Raw genomic sequence first — 20,447 nt, 5'->3', positions numbered from 1 at the left:
CACGCAATGAAGAGCCGGATGGAGACTACTGAGATCGTCGTCGGACTCGACATCGGGACGACCAAGGTCTCGGCGGTCGTTGGCGAGATCGACGCTGATGGGATCACCATCCTCGGGGTGGGCAACGTCCCGTGCCGCGGCCTGCGGAAGGGCGTGGTGAGCAACATCGACTGGACGGTGCGCTCGATCTCCGAGGCGATCGAGGCCGCCCAGACGATGGCGGGCGTCGAGATCCGCACCGTGTATGCCGGCGTCGCGGGCAGCCACATCCGCTGCCAGCAGTCCGACGGCGTCGCCGCGGTCTCGGGCGGCGAGGTCACGCGGCTGGACGTCGAGCGCGTCCTCGAGGGCGCGCGGGCCATCCCTGTCGACGCCGATCGTCAGATCCTGCACGTCCTGCCGCGCGAGTTCACGGTCGACAACCAGGACGGCATCCGCGACCCGGTCGGGATGAGCGGCGTCCGGCTCGGCGTGAAGGTGAACCTGATCACGGCCGCGACCTCGTGCGTGCAGAACGTCGTCCGCTGCGCGGAGCGCTGCGGCCTCACCGTGGCCGACGTGGTACTGGAGCCGCTCGCCAGCGCCGAGGCGGTGCTCTCCGAGGACGAGAAGGAGATCGGCGTCGCCATCATCGACATCGGCGGCGGTACGACGGACCTGCTCCTCTACGTGGACGGCGGAATCGCGCATGCCAGCGTGATCCCGGCGGGCGGCAACAACGTGACGGCCGACATCGCCGCCGGGCTGCGCACGCCGATGGGCGAGGCCGAGCGCCTGAAGCGCAACGCCGGCTGCGCCCTGGGCCGGATGGTGGGCGACGAGGAGGAGATCGAGGTCCCCGGCGTCGGCGGGCACATGCCGCGCAAGGCGGCGCGCCGCGTCCTGTCGGACATCATCGAGCCGCGCGTCGAGGAGATCTTCGCGGTCATCCGCAAGCGGATCGAGGACACCGGGATGCTCGAGCAGCTCTCGGCCGGCGCGGTGGTCACCGGCGGCGGCGTCCTCATGGAAGGGATGACAGAGTTCGCCGAGGAGATCCTCGGGATGCCCGTGCGCCTCGGCGTGCCGGTCGGCGTGCGAGGCATCACGCAGCTCGTGGCCGGCCCGCAGTACGCGACGGGCGTGGGCCTCGTTCAGTACGGCGCCAACGCACTCGCGCAGGCGCGTGCGCTCACGCCGGTGACGCTCGACGCCGGCCACGCCGGACGCGCGGAGATCCGTCGCGAGAAGCTCCGCGAGCGCGAGTCGCGTCGAGATGTCGTCGAAGAAATGTCGATTGAAAAGAGGTCGAGCGGGAGGTTCTGGAACTGGCTTCGAGCAGCATTCTAGGCATGACGTGGCAAGAGAAAGTTGTTAGAGAATTGGGTTTGAGAGGGTCCGATAACGCACTGGCGATCCCTCTTGAACGCGAGGTCAAGAGGGTTTGAAGCGCGGTGTTCGAAGGGGAAGAGGCGCCCCTCCGAATGCCGTCCGGAGCGAGGACGTCCTCGCGCACTGAGGGTTCCGCGCCGCTCGACCTCCGTAGGGGTCGGCGCCGGGCCGAGCGGCTAGCTGTACTTCCCCGGGAGGAGTTCATGAGTTTCTCCATCGAGTTTGCCGACGAGCACACCGGGTACGACGCCCGGATCAAGGTCATCGGTTGTGGCGGTTCTGGCGGCAATGCAGTCAACACGATGATCAACTTCGGCCTCGAGGGCGTGGAGTTCATCGTCGTCAACACCGACGCCCAGGCGCTCGGATCGAGCCTCGCCCCGACCAAGCTCCACATCGGGGCGAGCGTCACGCGCGGTCTCGGCGCGGGCGCCGATCCCGAGAAGGGCCGCAAGGCGGCGCTCGAGGACGTGACGCGCGTCAAGGAGTGCATCCAGGGCGCCGACATGGTGTTCGTCACCGCGGGGATGGGCGGCGGCACGGGCACGGGCGCCGCGCCGGTCATCGCGCAGCTCGCGCGCGAGGAGGGCTGCCTCACCGTCGGCGTCGTGACGAAGCCGTTCTTCTTCGAGGGCAAGCAGCGCTCGCGCCGCGCCGAGCTCGGCCTCGCGATGCTCGCGGAGCACGTCGACACGCTCATCACGATCCCGAACCAGAAGCTCCTCTCGCTGGGCGACGAGGACCTCTCGTTCGTCGAGGCGTTCCGCAAGGCGGACGAGGTGCTCTATCAGGCGATCAAGGGCATCAGCGATCTCATCACGCAGAACGGGATCGTGAACGTCGACTTCGCGGACGTGAAGACGGTGATGTCGAACATGGGCCGCGCGCTCATGGGCACCGGCTGCGCGAAGGGGCAGGGCCGCGCTCGCCTCGCCGCCGAGATGGCCGTCAGCTCGCCGCTGCTCGACGACATCTCCGTCGAGGGCGCGACCGGCGTGCTCATCAACATCGTCGGCGGCCCCGACATGCGGATGCGCGAGATCGAGGAGGCCGCGACGCTCGTGCAGGAGCAGGCGCACGAGGACGCGAACATCATCTTCGGCGCGACCATCGACGAGAACATGGGCGAGATGATCAAGGTCACGGTCATCGCGACCGGCTTCGACCACCTCGTCGCCGAGGTCCCGCAGCAGCTCGCGAGCGCCGCGCAGCCGCGCGCCACCGCGCACTCCATCGGAGCGTCGCTGGCCGCGGCGGCCGGGCCGATGTCGGGCCGCTCCGCCCCGAGCGCTCCTCCCATGCCCATGACGCAGCGCCAGCCGCACCGGCACGAGGAGGTCGCGTATCCGACCACCCGCCGGCCCGCGCCGCAGGTCCAGGCGGCAGGCGGCAGCCCGCGCGACCGCGCGAGCTTCGTCCCCCCGCTCGACTCCGACTGGGACACGCCCGCGTTCCAGCGCCGGGGCCAGTAGCAGCGCCGCAGCCCGCGCGGCAGAGCTCCCGGTGCTCGGCCACCGCGGGCGTTCACGCTGTATTACGCGTTGACAGGCGCGCACGACGACTTATGGTCAGCCGGCGCCTGTGCCCGCTGTCGGGCAGGATCGACGCGGCGGTCCACGATTCATGAGTGAAAAGCGCGACTTCTACGAAGTTCTTGGCCTCGCGCGAGACGCGACGCCTGACGACATTCGCAAGGCCTATCGTCAGGCTGCGTTGAAGAACCATCCGGACCGGAACCCCGGCGATGCGTCGGCGGAGGCCCGCTTCAAAGAGGCCACCGAGGCGTACCAGGTCCTCTCCGATGAGGAGAAGCGCAGCCGGTACGACCAGTTCGGGCACGCCGGCCTCGAGGGGATCGGCGGCGCGGCCGACGGCGACATCTTCTCCCACTTCCAGGACATCTTCTCGGAGTTCTTCGGCGGCTTCGGCGGCGGGCAGCGCCGGCGGCGCGGGCCCGCGCGCGGCCAGGACATCCGGGTCCAGCAGCGGCTCTCGCTGCGGGACGCCTTGCTCGGCTGCAAGCGGGAGGTCGTCCTGCGGACGCCGGTGGCGTGCGACGACTGCTCCGGCTCGGGGGCGAAGCCAGGGACGAAACGCAAGCCGTGCGGTACGTGCGGCGGCGCCGGGCAGGTCTCGACCTCGCGCGGGTTCGTGATGTTCACCCAGACGTGCCCTGAATGCTCGGGCGAGGGGTCGGTCATCAAGACGCCCTGCGCCACCTGCAAGGGGTTCGGCGCGGTCGAGAAGACGCGGAAGGTCGTCGTCAATTTCCCGGCCGGCATCGACGGCGGCCAGCGGCTCAGGGTGCCGGGCCAGGGCATGCCGGGCGCCCAGGGCGCGCCGCCCGGCGATCTGTACGTCGACGTCGATCTCGCCGCGGACGAGCGCTTCGAGCGCGACGGGCTCGACCTCATCACGCGGGCGCCCATCTCCTTCGCCGACGCGGCGCTCGGCAGCACGGTCAAGATCGACCTGCCGGACGACACGGTCGTCGACGTCGAGGTCCCGGCGGGCGTGCAGCCCGGCGAGGTGATCTCGGTCAAGGGCAAGGGCGCGCCCCGGATCGACGGTCGCGGCCGCGGAGCGCTCCAGGTGGTCATCCAGGTCGAGGTGCCGCGGAACCTGTCGCCCGCAGCGCAAGAGCTGCTCCGCAGGTTCCAGGACGAGGTGGCCAAGCACCAGCCGGCGGCGAAGGCGGCGACCGCGTAACGGCGCGGACGCCCGGCGAGCTGGCAGGGTTTCTGGCGCCGGGCGCGAGCCTGCGCCGCGCTCAGCGCGTCGTGCCGATCCAGGCGCCCGCGCACGCGAGGCTGAAGGCGATGGGGGCGAGCGCGGCCGCGAACACGACCGCGACCGGGGCCGCGAGGCCGAGCAGCACCAGAGAGCCCAGGATGGCGAGCGCCGCCGAGGCGGCCGGCTCGAGGACGCTGCCCGTCGACGAGGCCCGGGCGACGAGATAGCCAGCCAAGGGGAAGGCGGCGATCGCCGCTGCGACGAGCAAGAGGAGCGGCGCCGCCGCGGCGGCCGAGGCGTCGCCCCGGTCCACCGCCGCGAAGTCGACGCCGAAGCGGTGGCCGAGCGCGATCGCGATCGCGAGCGCGGTCGTCATCACCCCGACCGTGACGAGCGCGCCGAAGGCGATCCAGGTGAGCGTCACCGGTCGCTCGGTGCGCCTGAGCGCCTCACGCAACGTTCCGAGCGACGGCGGAGCGATGCGCGGAAGGAAGCGGCGCTCCTTGCGCTGCGAGCCGTGCGGCGACGCGCCTCGGCGGAGCAGGTCGCGGGCGGCGAGGAAGGTCACGAGGCCGGCGCCGAGGAGCACCGGCGCCGCGATGACGAGCGCGACCGGGCGGCACGCAAAGACGATGTAGTCGTAGGCGCCGTTGAGCACCATCGCGCCGAGCCACGCGGCGTTGAAGCGACGGCCGCCCAGCGGCCGCGTGCGCTCGCGGCCCAGCGCGTAGCCCCAGAGCGAGGCGAAGAAGAGGTGCGCCGGCACGGCGAGGAGGGCCCGCGCGATGTCGAGCGGCTCCAGCGGCCGGCCCCACAGGTACACCGCGTTGTGGGCCGACACGAACCCGAGCGCCGCGGCGGCCGCGTACACGAGCCCATCGAACGGCTCCTCCACGGCGCGCAGCCGCGCGATCGGCGCGACGGCCGCCACCTTGAGGCCCTGCTCCAGCGGCGCCGTGACCACGAAGATGTAGACGAGCGTGACGGCGTCGAGCGCGCTGGCGGATTTGTCGAGGCCTTGCCAGCGCTGGAGGAACGTCTCGATGAGCAGCGCCGGCACGAACGCGAGCGCGCCGAGCAGCGCCGTCCCCACCGCGAACCGGCGCCTCCCATAGAGGCGCTGCGACCAGACGAGGAGCGCGGCCAGCCCTCCGAGCGGCGCTGCGACGGTGGCGAGCCAGAGGAGCGCGGCGGCGGCGTTCATGGGCGCGAGGGGCGGGGCGGCGGAGCTGGCTTCGCTGCGGCTAGAAGTGGAGCCCGGCGACCGCGGTCAGGGCGAGCGCCGAGCCCACGCTGGAGCCCTCGGCCGCGAGCAGATCGGCCTTGGCTTGCTGAGGCGCGGCGGCTCCGCTCTTGATCCCTTCGATCGCGGCCGAGGAGAGCCCCGGCCTGGTCAGCGCCAGGAGCTCCCAGCTCGCGTTCGCGCCGATCGAGAAGACCGGCGACAGGTAGAGGTCGAGCCCACCGGAGACCCTTCCGTAGAAGCCGCGGATCGCGATGGCGTCGGCCGCGCCGCTCACCGCGCTCTTGACGCTGCCGAGGCCGGCGTAGCCGAAGCCCAGATCGACGTGCGGATCGAGCTTCCCGAGCGGCAGGTGCATGCCGACCTCGCCGCCCAGGGTGAAGAGCTGCCAGTCGCTGAAGAACCCGACCCGTCCGCGGGCGCCCAGCGTGAAGTACAGGAGCCGGACGCCGGCCCCCGCGCCGATGACGCCCCCGTTGGCCGCGCTCGAAACGAAGCCGGCCGTGAAGTCGTCCTCGTCGATGTTGAACGTCTGGAGGCCGACGTTCTCGTAGCCTCCCTCGACGTTCAGCCAGACGATCTCGAGGCCGCGCCCCGAGTCCCGCTCCTTGGCCTCGTCGAGGCGCTGCTCCGTGCCGTCGGGGGCGGCGGGCTCCGGCTCGGGCGTCGTCATCGGCGGGGGCGGCGCCAGGCCTCCGGCCTGCATCGATGGATCGTACGGGTTCGGCTGCGCGGCCGCGGCGCCGGCGCTCGGCGAGGTCCCCGGGAGCGGCTGCCCCTGCTGTGCCAGGGCCGCGGACGTGATGGAGGCCGACGTGAGAACGGTGAGCAGGCAAAGCGCGCGACGAGCGATCATTCGTCCTCTTCCTGGCTGTTCCCGTCGAGCCCGTCGGCTCGTGCCTTCGATTCCAGGGCCTCGGCGTCCCCTGTCGATGAAACGGGCGGGCCAGGCACCCGGTAGCCACCGTCGAGCCAGCGGCCGAGGTCCACCAGCTTGCACTGGGGCGAGCAGAACGGAAAGGCCGGGTTCTCGGGCCTGGGCCCCGCCGACTTGCGGCAAATCGGGCACCTCGCGCCTGCCAAAGCTCCCATGCGGCGTAACGTAGCAGCGTCCATTGCGGGCATGTAGCCCGCGCTCGGCGGGCGTGTGGCCAGCGCTCGGCGGGCGTGTGGCCAGCGCTCGGCGGGCGTGTGGCCAGCGCTCGGCGGGCGTGTGGCCAGCGCTCGGCGCGTGTGTCGCCCGCGCTCGGCGCGCTGGACCGAGGTCGCTGGAGCGACGCCCGCTCAGCGCGCCGGGACCGTGAGGTAGCGGGGCGCCCCGTGGCGCCGTACCCGCAACAGGAGATCCTGGCGTGCCGCCCCCAGGCGCGCGGTCAGGTCGGCGCCGCCCCGCACCGGCGCGCCGTTCAGGTCGAGCACCACGTCGCCCACCTCGAGGCGGCCAGCCGCAGGGCTCCGAGGCGCGATCGACTCGATGCGCGCTCCTCCCAGGGCGTCGCTCGCCAGCACGCCGAACGGCGGCTGCTGGGCGTCCCTCGGCGCGCGATCTTCCTGCGCGCGCCAGCTCGACGACGGCTCGCCGGGGGCCGACGGATCGAGCTTCATCGTCGCGCGCCGGTCGACGCCGTCGCGCTTGTAGATCAGCTCCACCTCGTCTCCCGGCTTGGCTCGCCGGAGCATGCGCGCGAGCTCGCGCGCGTGCTCGACGCGGCGCCCCTCGACCGACGTGATCACGTCGCCCGGCCTGAAGCCCAGCCGCGATCCGGGGCCCTCCGGCTCGACCTCCGTGATCAGCGCGCCCATCCGCCCCGGCAGCCGGAGCACCCGCGCGAGCTGCGAGGTCACCTCCTGGAAGCTGATCCCGATGCGCCCCCGGTCCACGCGGCCCGTCTCCCGCAGCTCGGGCAGGATCTCGAGCACCTCGTCGATCGGCAGGGCGAAGCTGATGCCGCGGCCATCGGCGTGGATCGCCGTCGCGATGCCGATCACCTGCCCCGTGGCGTCGAAGAGCGGCCCGCCGCTGTTTCCCGGGTTGATGGCGGCGTCGGTCTGGAGGAAGCCGTCGAGGTTCCCCGTGCCCATGGGCCTCGACGTCGCGCTGATGATGCCCCGGGTCACCGTCGGTCCGAGCCCGAACGGGCTCCCGATCACGATGACGCCGTCCCCAGGCCGGACCGGCGCGCTCGAGCCGAGGGAGGCGACCCGCAGCGACCCCGCTCCGAGCAGCTTCAACAGCGCCACGTCGAGCGTCGGATCCCGCCCGACCACGGTCGCCTCGAAGGCGCGCTCGTCCGAGAGCTGCACCTCGATGCCGAACGCGTCGCCGATCACGTGATCGCTCGTCAGCACGAGCCCTTCTTCGGCGATCACGAACCCGGATCCGATCGCCCGCTCCACCCGCTGCACACGGTCCCCGAACGGGAGCGCCGGGCCCGCGCGCCCGTCTGGAAACGAGAGCGCGCGCAGGGTGGTGATGGTCACCACCGCCGGCCGCACCTGCTCGATGAGCGCAGGCAGGGTCATCGCGCCGCGGGCGGCCGGCGGCTCGGGCGGCGGCTCCGCGCGCAGGACCGAGCACGGCGCGCTCGCCGCGCCGCGGTGCGATGGAGGGGGCGAGAGCGCGGCTGCCCGGTCGTCGCAGGCAGCGAGCGGCGCGGTCCCGAGGAACCCGACACACGCCCATGCGGCAGCGCGGAGCCGTCCCACGGGCCGGACGTAGAGCCTCGAGGCGCGACCGCAAGCGCGCAAGGACCGGCCGCCGGAGAGCGCTCCGCGCCGCGGCCGAGCTGCTCCGTGGGCCGGACGAGGCGGCGCACGCGGCCCGCTGGCCGCTCAGCCAGGAGGCGCGCCTCGCGCGGCCTCCGTGCGCACCACCTGGACGACGACCTCCACCAGGCGACCGCCGGGCTGGACGAACGACGCCTTGCCGCGCCCCCCTTCGAAGCGCCACGCCAGATCGGCAGGGGCGCCTGTCTCTCCCGCGCCTTCGCCGACGCGGACGACGGCGCTCACCTCCAGCGTCTGCTTCCCTGCCGTCACGGCGCCCCGCGCCACCGCGAACGTCCCGCCGCCGAGCAGCGCGAGCGTCCGCTTCGCCAGGTTGCTCAGGTGTCGCGCGGGCTCTTCCCCTCCGGGCTCCGGACGCCACGTCGCGATGTGCCCGGCGTCGTCGATGTCGATCACGAAGCGCGCCTTCCCCGCGCTTCCGGGCGGGAGCGTCGCCCAGATCGGATCCGCCTGGCACGCGGGCGGGATGGCCCTCGTGAAGGCGCGCCCGAGGTTGCGCACAGCGCTGACGCCGGCCGCCCCGAAGTCGCCCTCGCCGTCCTCTCCGGCGCCGGCGCTCGTCCGCGCGGCGGCGGAGCGCGCCGGTGCGCCGGCTTCCCCGTTCGCCGCGGGCTCCCGGCGTCGCGCTGCGGGCCGGGGCGTCGCCTTCGGCCGAGGCGTTGCCTGGCCGCGCGGCGCGGCCGCCACGGGCGGCGCCGGCGCGCCGCTGGCCTCCGAAGGGTGCTCTGCAGGCGCCGTGGGCCGGCTGGCATCGGCCGGAGAGCGCGCCGCTGGCATGCTCGTCGGCTCGCCGCGCTCGCCGGCCTCGTCGCGCCCGCCGCGAGCGTCGCTCGGGCGCGCCGCGCCGCCGCTGCCCGGCAGCGCGGCCGTGAGCCCGGTCCAGAGATCGATCGGCTCGCGCTGCGCCGCTGGCTCGGCGGGATCGCTGGCGGGCACCTCCGGCCCGAGCCGCGCCGAGCTCCACGCGCCCAGATGGACGATCGCCGATACGAGGAGCGCCGGCACCATCGCTCGTTGATCGCGCATCGGCTCGCACCCCCCTTCGGTCCAGTCGGACGCGCCGCGGCCCCAGCGCCTCGCCGAAGCTCGTTGCCCTTGGCCCGAGGTTCTGCCAGACAGCATCGCGGCTGCAACGTTCCCGAGCGCGCCTTGAAGCTCCTCGCCCTCTCGACCTCGACCCCGCGCGGCAGCGCCGCCCTCTTCGACGCAGCGGACGTGGACCTGCGCGCCGAGGCGGCGGCGTCGCGGGGCGGCGCGCTCTCCACCGCCGGCCTCGCCGCGGCGCCGGCGGCCGGCGCGCGGCTGCTCGCGGCGACGACCTACGCCGACCTGCACGGGCACGCAGAGCGCATCTTCGGAGCCGTCGACGAGGTCCTCGCTGCGGCAGGCCTACCGGCCGCGGCGGTGCAGGCGCTCGGCTGCGACGTGGGGCCCGGCTCGTTCACCGGGGTCCGGGTGGCGGTCGCGGCGGCCAAGGGGGTCGCGCTGGCGCTGGACGTCCCGGTCGCCGGCGTCACCTCGCTCGAGGCGATGGCCGCCGCCGCCTTCGCCGCCGGCGCGGCGAGCCCCGGCGATCTCCTGGTCCCGCTGATCGACGCCAAGAAGGGCGAGGTCTTCCTGGCCGCCTTCGACGGGCCCGCGGCGGCGCCTTCGCTCCCCCCGCGCCACCTGCCGCGCGACGCGGCGTTCGACGTCGTGGCCGAGCTCGCCGCGGGGCGCCGCATCGTCGTCGTCGGCGCCGTCGCCGAGGAGATCGAGGCGCTCCGGCCGCTCGCCGCGCGGGGCGCCGCCCTGGATTTCCCGGACGCGACGTGGATCGGGCGCCTCGCGATCGATCGGCTCCGGGCGGCCGCCGCGGGCGGCGAGCGCGGGGCAGCGGCGGCTCTGCATGATCCGGCGCTCCTGGAGCCGCTCTATGTGCGCGCGCCGGACGCGAAGCCGGCCGAGCTGGGATACACTCCGCCCCGATGATCAGCTCGCCTGAAGGGGACGGCGTCGCACCCGACGCGGAGCGCGAGGCCTCGAGCCCCAGCGACGCGGAGCGCGCTCCGCCGCCCGCCGCGGCAGCGGAGCCTGCTCGCTCTCCGTCCGTCCCCGCCGCGTCGCGCGACGAGCCCGCCCTGTCCGTCCCCGTGGAGTCGGCCCCCGTGGAGTCGGCCGAGCCGGGGCCCGATCCCGAGCGGCTCCGCGCCCGGTTCGGCCGCCCGTTCGAGGCCGGCGACGTCATCTTCCGCGAGGGCGAGCCCGGGACCGAGGCGTACCTCCTCGAGGAAGGGCGCGTCCGGCTCATCAAGAAGGTCCGCGGCGCCGAGCGCAGCCTGATGGTCCTGAAGCCCGGCGATCTGTTCGGCGAATCCGCGCTCCTCGGCGGCGCGGCGCGCTCGTCGACGGCGATCGCGCTCTCCCGCGGGGTCGCGCTCGCGCTCGATCAGGGCACGCTGCAGAACCTCGTCGAGCGCAACCCGGCCGTCGCGATGCGCATCATCAAGCAGCTCGTCGGTCGGCTCCGCGACGCGGAGGACCAGATCGAGATCATGATGCTCACCGACACGCAGTCGAAGGTCGTGAACGCGCTCCTCAAGCTCGCGCAGCAGTCGCGCGCCACCGGCGGCGCCGCCTCGAGCGGCGCCTCGTTCGCGATCTCGCCGATGGAGCTGTCCACCCGCGTCGGCCTCGACGTCGACACGGTGAAGCGCGCCGTCCAGCAGCTCCGGGAGGGCCAGTACCTGCGCATCGCTGACGAGCGCCTCGAGATCCCCGATATCGAAGCGCTTCGGAGGCTGTTCGGCCTGCTGGGTCTCAAGGACGAGATCCGGGGCGAACAGTGATGAGCAAGAACCGCCTGCTCCATCATCCTACGCCGACCTGACACCTGCTGGAAGCCGAATCGGGATCCCGAGAACGCGCCGCGTCTTCCCGTGGAGATTCGCTGGTTGACGTGACAAGCGGCCTGGTTTACTCAGGGTTCCCCGCAGGGCAGGCGAAGTCCCGTCCTGACAATGTGCCGCGCCCCGGCATCGTTCGGCAGCGGATTCAAGATCGCACATGACCTCGCAGCGACACAGGACAGCAGCGACCCGCGCGGGGTGCATCCGCGGCGCGGCTGCTGTCATGTCGATGGGGTCGCTGTTCTCGTTGATGTCCGTTGCGCCGGTCGCGCTCGCGTCGTGCGGCGGCGCGCAGCCCTCGGCGCAGACGAGCGACGCGCGGTCGCTCGCGGAATATGATCTCGCGCGCGACTCGTTCCAGCGCGGCCGCCTGCGCGAGGCGCTGGCGCACGTCGAGCAGGCGCTCTCGCACGACGAGGACAACGCCGAGGCGTCCTATCTCGGCGCCTTGATCCTGCTCGGCTTCTGCGCGGGTGATGCTCACTCCAGCGACTGCCGCTTCGACAGCGCCGAGAAGATGGCGCGGCGGGCCCTCGAGGCGAACCCGGAGATGCGGGACGCGAAGAACGCGCTGGGCGTCATCCTCGTGCATCAGCGGCGCTATGACGAGGCGATCGCGGTGCTCAAGCCGCTGACCGAGGACATCCTGTATGCCTCGCCGGAGAAGTCGTGGGGCAACCTGGGCTGGGCGTACCTGCTCAAGGGCAGGAACGACGAGGCGATCGACGCGCTACGCCGCGCGGTCGCCGCGCAGCCGCTCTTCTGCGTGGGGCAGTACCGGCTCGGCCTCGCCTACGAGAAGCGAGGCGAGCTCGATCTGGCGCGAGAGGCGCTGACGAGGGCGGTCGAGACCGACCAGCCGGAGTGCACGCGGCTGCAGGACGCGTTCGACGCGCGCGCCCGCATCGCCGAGAAGAGAGGGCTCGTGGACGACGCCCGCGCCGATCTCGAGCGGTGCCGGGAGATCAACGCGACGACGCCCGTGGGGCAGCGCTGCGCTGCACAGTTACAGACCTTGCAATAGGGCCTCGGCGCGCCGCTCTCCGAGAAGTACCGCGGGGTGCGCTAGGGGGTTGAGCAACGGTTCTCAGGGTGAGTAGAGTGACGACCGAATGACGATGGGTGGAATGGGATGGAGTCGATCGGACGCTACCTGAGACGCACGCGTGAGGCCCGAGCCATGAGCGTGGAGGAAGTCGCCCGCGCCACGCGCATCCCGGTGATCTCCATCGAACGAATCGAGGCAGATCATTTCGACGACCTGCCCGGCGAGGTCTTCGTCCGGGGGTTCTTGAAGGCGTACGCTCGCGCGGTGTCGCTCCCGATGGAGGAGGTGTTGGCCCGATACACGGCGAGCCGCCGGATCGCGCTGGTCACACCGCTGCCCATCGCGGCGCCCGCGCGCCGCACCCAGAGCAGGCGCTTCGGGGTCGCGATCGCGTTCGTGTTGCTGCTCATCCTCTTCACGCTGGCGCTCAGCATCGTGCTCAGGCCCCGCGGCCACGACATGCCGCCGGAGCTGTCGGAGGGCACGTTCACGAGGGCTCGTACCTCCCTCTCGTCCTGAGGGCCAAATTTTCGCCGGGCGCTCGCGCGTGGTTCGCGCCATAACCGCCGGTACCTGCCATGCCTCGATCGGTTCGCCCGCGGACGGAGCGCCTCCGGACCGGGGCGCTTCTGGTCCGGCGTGTACCTTTCGGTGAAGCCGACCTCCTGGTCGGGCTCTTCACCGAGCAGGGGGGGCTCATCTCTGCCACGGCGCGCGGCGCGCGCCGCTCGACCAAGCGCTTCCCGGCGCTCGAGCCGATGCACCTGCTCCGCGTGACCCTGGAGATCCGTCCGGGCGCGGAGCTCGCCCAGCTCACGGAAGCGGCGATCGAGCGCCCGCGGCTGCGCCTCGCGGGGGAGCTCGGGCGCCTCGAGGTGGCCGGGCGCGCGCTGCGCTGGGTGCGGGAGATCGCGCCGGCGCACACCGCCGAGCAGGCGGCGTGGCGTGAGCTGAACCAGCTGCTCGACCGCCTCGACGAGGTGTCCACGGCCCCTCCCCAGGCGCTGCTCGCGGAGACCGGCCTGCGCCTGCTCGTCGCTTTCGGCTGGGGCCTCGAGCTCACGCAGTGCGTCCGTTGCGGGCGCGCCTGCGACACGACGCAGTCGGCCTGTGCCGATCCGGCGCGCGGCGGCCTCGTCTGCCGGGCCTGTGGCGGCGGACCTGTCGTGCTGCGGCCGGAGCCGAGGGAGCGGCTGCTGGCAGCGATGCTCGGCGGCGCGCCGATCCCGGAAGACGACGTCCCGCTCGCGCTCGACCTCGTCGAAGGCGCGCTCACCGCGCACGCGAGCGGGAGCTAGAGCGGCGGGCACCCGCTTCGGATACGGGCCCATCTCGACGTTTTCGGTGCTCAGCGCACTGGAGTGCGCTTGCGCGCCGAAAACGCCGATCTGGGCCCGTCTCCTGTGCGGGTGACCGCCGCTCGGCGGCGCTTCGAGCAAGGCAAGAAGGAGAAGGGGAAACCGTCAGTCTTGCGGCTTCGGGGTCGGGGTCACGCCACGGCTCGCCAGAAGCGGGTCATCGCGCGCGGTGCTTCGGGCGGCCCCTCGATCTCCACGTAGGGCCGGCCGGGCGCGGCGCGAGGGAACGAGAAGCTTCCGGTGTTCGCGTAGCCGTCGCCGAGCGCCTCGCGGTGCGTGTGGCCGAAGACGACCAGCTTCGCGCCGGTCGTCCTCGCGACGCGGCCGGCGCTCTCGGCCAGGCGCTCGGCGACCGTGCCGGCGTAGCGGTTGTGTCCGCTCGCCCAGCTCGCGCCCATCAGCAGCGCGCCGAGCCCGAGCGCCGCGGCGCCGGTCCCCCGCGCGCCGAGCCCGAGCGCCGCGATCCCGGCGCCCATCGACAGCGTCGCGATCACGCGATCGAAGTACAGCCGCGTGAACGTGCGCGCCGCGCTCTCCAGGGTCGGCGTGGCCCCGAGCCCGACGAGCGCGTCTGCCATCGCGCGCGGCACCCCGAGCTCGTGCGCGAAGCGCTCCATGGCCGCGGCGCCCACCGTGGTTTCGCCTCCCGCGCGGTAGAGCGGGCCGCTCTTCAACATCGCGCCGATCGCCGCGTGGAAGTAGCGGTAGATGACGTAGGGCGCGCGAGGGCCGTACCAGGTGAACGCCGAGAGGAACAAGCTCAGCGGCGTCTGATCGTTCGCCTGCAGGTAGCGGTGCGCGCCGGTCGGCGCGATGAACTCCTCGACGAAGTGAACGCCGAGGCTGCGCTCGCCGACCACGAGCGGGTGAGCCGGGGCGTTGTCCGGATCGTACAGGTGGCCGTGCTCCAGATGGATCGCCCCCTCGCGGAAGAACCAGGGCGTCGTGCGGATCCGCGACCGGGGCCCGCCGGTCACCTCGAGCGCCTCCGCCAGCGCCACGGGGAAGTCGGGCGCCCCGACCTCGGCGTCGTGGTTGCCACCCGCCAGCCAGAGCTCGCCGCCGCGGTCGAGGTGCTCGGCGAGCGCCGCCCGCGCGGTCGGGTGCGCGAGCAGCGCCTCGCGCAGCGCACGCGGCCGGGGCATCCAGGGCGACTCGGAGGAGAGATCGAACAGATCGCCCGCGACCACGATGCGTGCCCCCCGGTGGGCCTCCACGAACCGGGCAAGATCGGCGGTCACGTCGCGCGGCGTCTGGCGCACGAGATGGAGATCGGCGAGCACGACCGTGCGGCGCTGCGTCATAACCTTCCTTATCCACCACGTCCGTCCGGGCGCTGCAACTCGCCGCCAGCCACGCGATCTCGGCTGGTGGCCATGTGGAGGAGGGCCGCCCACCGGGCTCAGCGCTCGTCTGTCCCATCCGTCACGGCCGCGTCGCGGCCCGATGTCGCCGCCGGGACGCGGCGCTTCGTCGCTTCATCGCTTCATCGCTTCATCGCTTCATCGCTTCATCACCGTTACCGTGCCGCCCTGGCACGGGCTCGACGCCTGCGCCGCTGCGTCCCATGCAAGCGGGCATGGAAGGCTCGGCGCGGACGCGACCCTCGGCCCAGCGGGCGAACGGTGGACTGCTCCCAGAGATCCGCCGTGCCCTGACGGGCAAGGACATCGAGGCCCTCTCGCAGATCTACGCGGAAGACGCCGTGATCGAGGAGGTGAGCAGCCGCGATCCGCCGGCCCACCCCAGCGTCACCAGCGGGAGGCCCGCGATCCTGGAGCGGCTCAAGAACGACCTCTTCCGCGATCCGATCTCGGGCTGGGAGCGCCAGCTCGACTCGATGGAGATCCTGGACGGAATCGAGACCGACGAGGGGCTGGCGTACACGGAGGTGCGCGTCTACGTGGCCGGCGATCGGGTCGTCGCGCAGCACCTGGCCCGCAAGAAGAACGGCCTCATCGGCCACGATCGCGTCGTCGTCGCCTGGGACGCGGACTGAGCCAGCGCCAGCGAGCGGCGTCGCCCTCACGCGCCGGCGAGGGCTGCCCGCGCGGCGCCGATGTAGAGTAGCGACGTGACCACCGCCGTCCTCCTCACCTGCCACGGCACCGTCGAGCGGCTCGACGATCTGCCCGCATTCGTCACCAACATCCGCCGCGGCAGGCCGGCCCCGCCGGAGGTGATCGACGAGGTCCGCCGCCGCTTCCAGGCGATCGGCGGCTCGCCGCTCATGCGCATCACGCAGGCCCAGGCGGACGCGCTCGCCGCGAGGCTCGGTCTCCCGGTCGCCATCGCCGGGCGCCTCTGGCACCCGTACCCGGCCGAGGTGCTCGGCGCGCTCCATCGCAGCGGCGTGAGGCGCGTCGTCTCGCTGCCGCTCGCGCCGCAGTCCGTCGACGTCTACCACGCCGTCGTCCGGGACGCGGCCGCCGAGCACGGCGGCATGGAGGTCCGGTGCGTGCCCGCGTGGGGGCTCGAGCCGGCGCTGATCGACGCCTTCGTCGAGGTGATCGACGAGGCGCTCGCGCGCGTCCCCGAGGAGGGCCGGGCGAAGGCGGCGGTGATCCTCTCGGCCCACAGCCTCCCGCAGCGGATCATCGCCGCCGGAGATCCGTACGAGCGCCAGTTCCGTGCGATGGCCGCCGAGGTGGAGCGCCGCATCGCCGCCCGCGGGAACCCGGTGCTCGTCGCCTTCCAGAGCCAGGGCATGACCGGCGACGCCTGGCTCGGTCCGGATCTGCGGTCGACGTTCGACGGCCTCGCCGCGCGCGGCGTGCGGGAGGCGCTGATCGCGCCGATCGGCTTCGTCGCGGATCACGTCGAGACCCTCTACGATCTCGACGTGGAGGCGCAGGTCCTCGCCCGTGAGGCGGGCCTCGCGCGGCTCTCCCGGGCGCCGGCCGTGAACACGCGGCCGCGCTTCATCGACGCCCTGGAGGCGCTCGTCCGGCGCGAGCTCGCGCAGGCCGCGCCGTAGGCGGCGCCGCGCCGGCTCAGCGCTCGCTGACGCGGCGCTTGCGCGGGAGCCTCGACACCGTCGCGCGGAGGAGCCCCGGGGCGTGCCTCGAGAGCGACACCCCGAGCTTGCCGTGGGCGGTGACGATCACCTCGGCGCGCCGCGCGGCGATGCCGTCCAGGATCTGTCGCGCCGCCGTCTGTGCCGGCATGACGAGCCAGCCCGGCACGGGATCCGGGGTGCCCTCGTGCAGGTTGCCCGCGTTGTCGATCTGGCGGATCTCGCTCGCCACGTACCCCGGCGCGACGTGCGTGACCGCGACGCCCTCGGCGTGGAGCTCCGCGCGCAGCGTCTCGGCGAGGGCGCGCACCGCGAACTTGCTCATCGTGTAGGCGCCCACCGCGGGCATCGCGAGGTAGCCGCAGATGCTGCCGACGAGCGCGACGCCCCCGCGCGATCGCCTGAGCTCCGGCAGCGCGGCCTTCACGGTGCGCAGCGCGCCGAACACGTTGGTCTCGAACTGCCGGCGGAAATCGTCGAGCGCGAGCTCCTCGACGCGCCCCGCCACGCCGAACCCGGCGTTCGCGATGGCGATGTCGAGCCGCCCGAACGCCTCGCTCGCCTGCGCGACGGCGCGCTCCACGTCGCCGTCGCGCGTGACGTCGCACGGGGTCGCGAGCGCCTCGCCGCCGGACCGCCGGATCTCCGTCGCGAGCGCCTCGAGCCGCTGGGCCCGCCGCGCCGCGAGGACGACCCGGCCGCCGCGCCGGGCGACCTCCCGGGCCAGGGCCTCGCCGATCCCCGACGACGCGCCCGTGATGAGAACGACCCGCCCGGCGAGCTTGCTTGCCATGGACGCCCGCATACCACGATCGCGGGAGCGCGCGCCCTGGCGCGCCCTGGCGCGCTCGCGCATGCTCGGCCTTTCGCCGTTCGGTCGCGCCGGCGGCGTCGGTTACGATGGCCTGACCCGGCTCGACCGGGCGCCGCGTCTCGGCGTAGGTTTGCGTTCGTTTTGCGTAAAATTGCGTAGGTTTGCGTTCGTTTGCGTGCGGTCGTGCACGATTGACGAACGGTCGCGCACGGTTGCGCACGGGGTGACATGCGAAGCCACTCGATCTGCCGCTCTCTTGCCGCTCTCCTCGTCGCCGCTGCCTGCGCGGCCCCCGCTCCCGCCTCCGGCGAGCCGCCCCCCTCGCTTTCGCGCGCGGAGGCGCTCCTCGCGCAGGGCGACTACGCGGAGGCCGAGAAGGTCATCCTCGGCCTCCAGGGCGGGAAGGAGCGCGCCGCGGCGCTGCTCGCGAAGGCGCGGATCGAGCTGCTCACGGGCCGCTACGACGACGCGGCGAGGACGGCGAAGGCCGCCGCCGCGCTCGGCAAGGAGGCGCGGATCGCCGCCGCGCCGCTCCGGGCCCAGGCGCTCGCGCGCCGCGGGAAGATGGCCGAGGCGATCGCGGCGGTGCGCGAGGTGGAGCGGGAGGACGAGGCCCGCCGCGCGCGGCTCGTGCTCGGCGAGCTCCTGATCGCGTCGGGCAAGCGGGGCGAGGCGCGCGCGCCGCTGATGACGATCATCGACGACTACAACGACGACAAGATCACCGCGAGCGACGCGGAGGGGCTGTCGCTCGTCGGGCGCGCGGCGCACCTGCTCCGGAGCGCGCGCGACGCGAACGACGCGTTCAACGCGGCCGAGAAGGTCGGCGGCAAGCAGCGGGTCGAGACGTTGCTCTGGCGGGCCGAGCTGTTCCTCGACAAGTACGACCCCGGCCACGCCGGGCAGGTCGTGAAGGAGGCGCTCAAGCTCGCGCCGAAGGATCCGCTTTGCCGCGTCGCCATGGCGCGCATCAAGCTCGAGAGCGCGATGGACTTCGGCGGCGCCGACAGCGAGGTCGCGCAGGCGCTCTCTGTGAATCCGAACCTCGCCGAGGCCTACTTCGTCCGCGCCGGGCTCGCGCTCCGTGACATGGACATCGACGCCGCGGACGCCGCGGCCGACCGCGGGCTCAAGGTGAACCCAAACGACCTCGCGCTGCTCTCGATCAAGGCGGCGGGCCGCTTCCTCGCCGACGACGCGGCCGGCTTCGAGGCCATCAAGGCGAAGGTGCTCGGCCTGAACCCCGAGTTCTCGCGGTTCTTCCAGATCGTCGGCGAGTTCGCGGAGTGGGAGCATCGCTACGACGACATCGTCAAGATGATGGGGGAGGCGACGCAGGTCGATCCGGACGACGCGAAGGCGCACGCAACGCTCGGCCTGAACCTGATCCGCGCCGGCGACGAGAAGAGCGGCGTGCTCTCGCTGCAGAAGGCGTGGGACAAGGACCGCTTCAACGTGCGGGTCTTCAACACGCTGAACCTCTACGAGAAGGACATCGCGGCGCAGTACGTGACCGTGGAGGGGCAGACGTTCCGCGTCCGCTACCACAAGCAGGAGCGCGCGATCCTCGAGCGGTACGTGCCGCGCATGCTCGAGGAGGCCTGGGGCTCGATGGTGAAGCGGTACGGCTTCACGCCGAAGGTCCCGGTCTCGATCGAGCTCTACGCGTCGACGGAGAACTTCAGCGTCAGGACGAGCGGCCTGCCCAACGTGGGCATCCAGGGCGTCTGCTTCGGCCAGACGCTCGCGGCGTTGAGCCCGGCGGCGGGGGAGTTCAACTGGGGGAACGTGCTGTGGCACGAGCTCGGGCACGTCTTCGCGATCCAGATGTCGAAGAACCACGTCCCGCGCTGGTTCACCGAGGGGCTCAGCGAGTACGAGACGATCGTGCGGCGGCCCGAGTGGCACCGCGAGGAGGATCCGGCGCTGTTCGCCGCCCTGAAGGGCGGGAGGATCCCTGCGGTCGACGGGTTCAACCGGGCGTTCACGCACGTCGACAACATCGAGGACGTGACGATGGCTTACTTCGCGGCGAGCCAGATCGTCGTCTTCATGGCGGGCGAGTTCGGCTTCCCGAAGGTGGTCTCGATGCTGCCCCGGTGGGCCGCGGGCAAGCGGACGCAGGAGGTGGTGAAGGAGTCGCTCGGGATCGGCGCGGAGGAGCTCGACCGGCGCTTCCGCGCGTGGCTGAAGCCCCGCCTCGAGCGCTACGAGAAGCAGTACGTCCCGGATCTGCATGCGCCGCCGCTCGACGAGGCGCGCAAGGCGGCGGCGCGCGCCCCGAAGGACGCGAAGCGGCTCGTCGAGCTCGCGCTTGCGCTGTTCGAGGACGGGCAGCGCCAGGAGGGCGAGGCGGTGCTCGCCGAGGCGCTCCGGGTCGACCCGAAGCAGCCCGACGCGACCTACCTCAAGGTGCGGGCGGCCTTCGCCGAGAAGAAGCCCGACGAGGCGGCGAGGCTCTTGAGCAAGATGATCGCCGACGGTCACGACGGCTACGTCGTGCGGATGAAGCTCGCCGATCTCGCCGAGCTGAAGAAGGACGCGGCGAAGATGAAGGCGAACCTCGAGGCGGCGTCGCGCCTGGATCCCACGCAGGCCGAGCCGCTCCAGGGGCTCTACGACCTCGCGCGTCGGCAGAAGGACGCGGCGGGCGAGCTCTCGGCGCTGCGCCGGCTCGCGCTCCTCGATCAGCACGATCGCCGTGTCTGGCGGCGGCTGCTCCGGCTGCTCGTGGAGCGCGGCGCGTGGGAGGAGGCGCGCAAGGTCGGCGAGGGCGCGATCTTCGTCGACGTGGCGAACCCGGAGATCCACCGGCTCTATGCGCGGGCGCTGGCGCGCACGGGGCGGCACGTGTCGGCGATCTACGAGCTGAACAGCGCGCTCCTGTCCGGGTCGAAGCCGGGGGATGCGGCGGAGATCTACGGGGAGCTTGCCAAGGCGTACGCGAAGATGAAGCGGGACGACTACGCGAAGCAGGCGCTCGAGTACCAGAAGGCGATGAAGGGCGTGCCGCCGCCTGCGCCGCGGGCGCTGCCGGATTATTGAGGCTCGGGGCTCCGGGCTCGGGGTTCGGGGCGAGAGAGGGCGGAGATCCCGGCTGCACGCGCCGGAGGGGGTCTCCGCGCGGCAGGGTGCGGGTGGGCGCTCGGCCATCCGCCGAGGCGGGAGCGCGGGGCTTGCGCATGGACC

General features: G+C 72.8%; 18 protein-coding genes. 11 read left to right on the top strand and 7 right to left on the bottom strand.

The window, feature by feature from the left end; translation table 11 throughout:
- The first annotated feature begins 6 nt into the window (after positions 1 to 6).
- The 3 genes from ftsA (at position 7) to dnaJ (ending at position 4,080) form a co-directional block, all read left to right on the top strand.
- Positions 7 to 1,329: a cell division protein FtsA gene (gene ftsA / locus ACSRUE_RS40010; protein WP_441288143.1), complete on the top strand. Its 1,323-nt coding sequence runs from the start codon at positions 7 to 9 to the stop codon at positions 1,327 to 1,329.
- A 245-nt stretch (positions 1,330 to 1,574) separates the two neighbouring features.
- Positions 1,575 to 2,843 carry a cell division protein FtsZ gene (ftsZ, locus tag ACSRUE_RS40005; protein ID WP_012234303.1) on the top strand — a complete coding sequence of 423 codons (1,269 nt, stop codon included), beginning with the start codon at positions 1,575 to 1,577 and terminating at the stop codon, positions 2,841 to 2,843.
- A 151-nt stretch (positions 2,844 to 2,994) separates the two neighbouring features.
- On the top strand, positions 2,995 to 4,080 hold the full coding sequence (gene dnaJ, locus ACSRUE_RS40000) for a molecular chaperone DnaJ (RefSeq protein ID WP_437769429.1): 1,086 nt from the start codon (positions 2,995 to 2,997) through the stop codon (positions 4,078 to 4,080).
- A 61-nt stretch (positions 4,081 to 4,141) separates the two neighbouring features.
- Here the strand turns inward: dnaJ and ACSRUE_RS39995 are convergent, their stop codons facing one another.
- From ACSRUE_RS39995 to ACSRUE_RS39975, 5 genes are all read right to left on the bottom strand, one after another.
- A complete protein-coding gene (locus tag ACSRUE_RS39995) occupies positions 4,142 to 5,308 on the bottom strand; it encodes a PrsW family intramembrane metalloprotease (protein ID WP_441288142.1) in 1,167 nt (388 codons plus the stop codon).
- Between the two features lie 40 nt (positions 5,309 to 5,348).
- On the bottom strand, positions 5,349 to 6,203 hold the full coding sequence (locus ACSRUE_RS39990) for a hypothetical protein (protein WP_441288141.1): 855 nt from the start codon (positions 6,201 to 6,203) through the stop codon (positions 5,349 to 5,351).
- A complete protein-coding gene (locus tag ACSRUE_RS39985) occupies positions 6,200 to 6,439 on the bottom strand; it encodes a DNA gyrase inhibitor YacG (protein WP_441288140.1) in 240 nt (79 codons plus the stop codon). The genes ACSRUE_RS39990 and ACSRUE_RS39985 overlap by 4 nt, the downstream gene beginning before the upstream one ends.
- Before the next feature lie 192 nt (positions 6,440 to 6,631).
- Complete coding sequence (locus ACSRUE_RS39980; protein ID WP_441288139.1) at positions 6,632 to 8,053, bottom strand: trypsin-like peptidase domain-containing protein; 1,422 nt, start codon at positions 8,051 to 8,053, stop codon at positions 6,632 to 6,634.
- Between the two features lie 126 nt (positions 8,054 to 8,179).
- Positions 8,180 to 9,160 carry a hypothetical protein gene (locus ACSRUE_RS39975; RefSeq protein WP_441288138.1) on the bottom strand — a complete coding sequence of 327 codons (981 nt, stop codon included), beginning with the start codon at positions 9,158 to 9,160 and terminating at the stop codon, positions 8,180 to 8,182.
- Between the two features lie 123 nt (positions 9,161 to 9,283).
- On the opposite strand from ACSRUE_RS39975, the gene tsaB reads away from it, so the two are divergent.
- From tsaB to recO, 5 genes are all read left to right on the top strand, one after another.
- On the top strand, positions 9,284 to 10,105 hold the full coding sequence (gene tsaB, locus ACSRUE_RS39970; RefSeq protein WP_441288137.1) for a tRNA (adenosine(37)-N6)-threonylcarbamoyltransferase complex dimerization subunit type 1 TsaB: 822 nt from the start codon (positions 9,284 to 9,286) through the stop codon (positions 10,103 to 10,105).
- Positions 10,102 to 10,962: a Crp/Fnr family transcriptional regulator gene (locus ACSRUE_RS39965; RefSeq protein ID WP_441288136.1), complete on the top strand. Its 861-nt coding sequence runs from the start codon at positions 10,102 to 10,104 to the stop codon at positions 10,960 to 10,962. Before tsaB ends, ACSRUE_RS39965 begins: the two co-directional genes overlap by 4 nt.
- Positions 10,963 to 11,179: 217 nt before the next feature.
- On the top strand, positions 11,180 to 12,046 hold the full coding sequence (locus ACSRUE_RS39960) for a tetratricopeptide repeat protein (protein ID WP_441288135.1): 867 nt from the start codon (positions 11,180 to 11,182) through the stop codon (positions 12,044 to 12,046).
- 156 nt (positions 12,047 to 12,202) lie between these two features.
- Positions 12,203 to 12,589, top strand: coding sequence for a helix-turn-helix domain-containing protein (locus ACSRUE_RS39955; RefSeq protein ID WP_441288134.1), 387 nt, complete (start codon positions 12,203 to 12,205; stop codon positions 12,587 to 12,589).
- Positions 12,590 to 12,648: 59 nt separating this feature from the next.
- Positions 12,649 to 13,368 carry a DNA repair protein RecO gene (gene recO, locus ACSRUE_RS39950; RefSeq protein WP_437769419.1) on the top strand — a complete coding sequence of 240 codons (720 nt, stop codon included), beginning with the start codon at positions 12,649 to 12,651 and terminating at the stop codon, positions 13,366 to 13,368.
- 191 nt (positions 13,369 to 13,559) lie between these two features.
- On the opposite strand, the gene ACSRUE_RS39945 is transcribed toward recO, so the two are convergent.
- Complete coding sequence (locus ACSRUE_RS39945) at positions 13,560 to 14,732, bottom strand: hypothetical protein (protein ID WP_441288133.1); 1,173 nt, start codon at positions 14,730 to 14,732, stop codon at positions 13,560 to 13,562.
- 275 nt (positions 14,733 to 15,007) lie between these two features.
- On the opposite strand from ACSRUE_RS39945, the gene ACSRUE_RS39940 reads away from it, so the two are divergent.
- Positions 15,008 to 15,427 (top strand): hypothetical protein, encoded by a 420-nt coding sequence (locus ACSRUE_RS39940; protein ID WP_441288132.1) that lies wholly within the window; start codon positions 15,008 to 15,010, stop codon positions 15,425 to 15,427.
- 75 nt (positions 15,428 to 15,502) lie between these two features.
- A complete protein-coding gene (gene hemH / locus ACSRUE_RS39935; RefSeq protein WP_441288131.1) occupies positions 15,503 to 16,405 on the top strand; it encodes a ferrochelatase in 903 nt (300 codons plus the stop codon).
- 16 nt (positions 16,406 to 16,421) lie between these two features.
- Here hemH and ACSRUE_RS39930 read toward each other — a convergent pair whose 3' ends face one another.
- The gene (locus ACSRUE_RS39930; RefSeq protein ID WP_441288130.1) at positions 16,422 to 17,237 is read right to left on the bottom strand and encodes an SDR family oxidoreductase; all 816 of its coding nucleotides are present in this window, start codon (positions 17,235 to 17,237) and stop codon (positions 16,422 to 16,424) included.
- Positions 17,238 to 17,486: 249 nt separating this feature from the next.
- On the opposite strand from ACSRUE_RS39930, the gene ACSRUE_RS39925 reads away from it, so the two are divergent.
- Positions 17,487 to 20,303, top strand: a complete 2,817-nt coding sequence (locus ACSRUE_RS39925) for a tetratricopeptide repeat protein (RefSeq protein WP_441288129.1) — start codon at positions 17,487 to 17,489, stop codon at positions 20,301 to 20,303.
- Positions 20,304 to 20,447: the final 144 nt, after the last annotated feature.

This window comes from Sorangium sp. KYC3313 (genome assembly GCF_052075895.1).
In the GTDB taxonomy this organism is placed as follows: Bacteria; Myxococcota_A; Polyangia; order Polyangiales; family Polyangiaceae; genus Sorangium; species Sorangium cellulosum_B.
The sequence above is the reverse complement of the archived record's forward strand: the minus strand, read 5'-3'. Positions and strand labels throughout refer to the sequence as shown.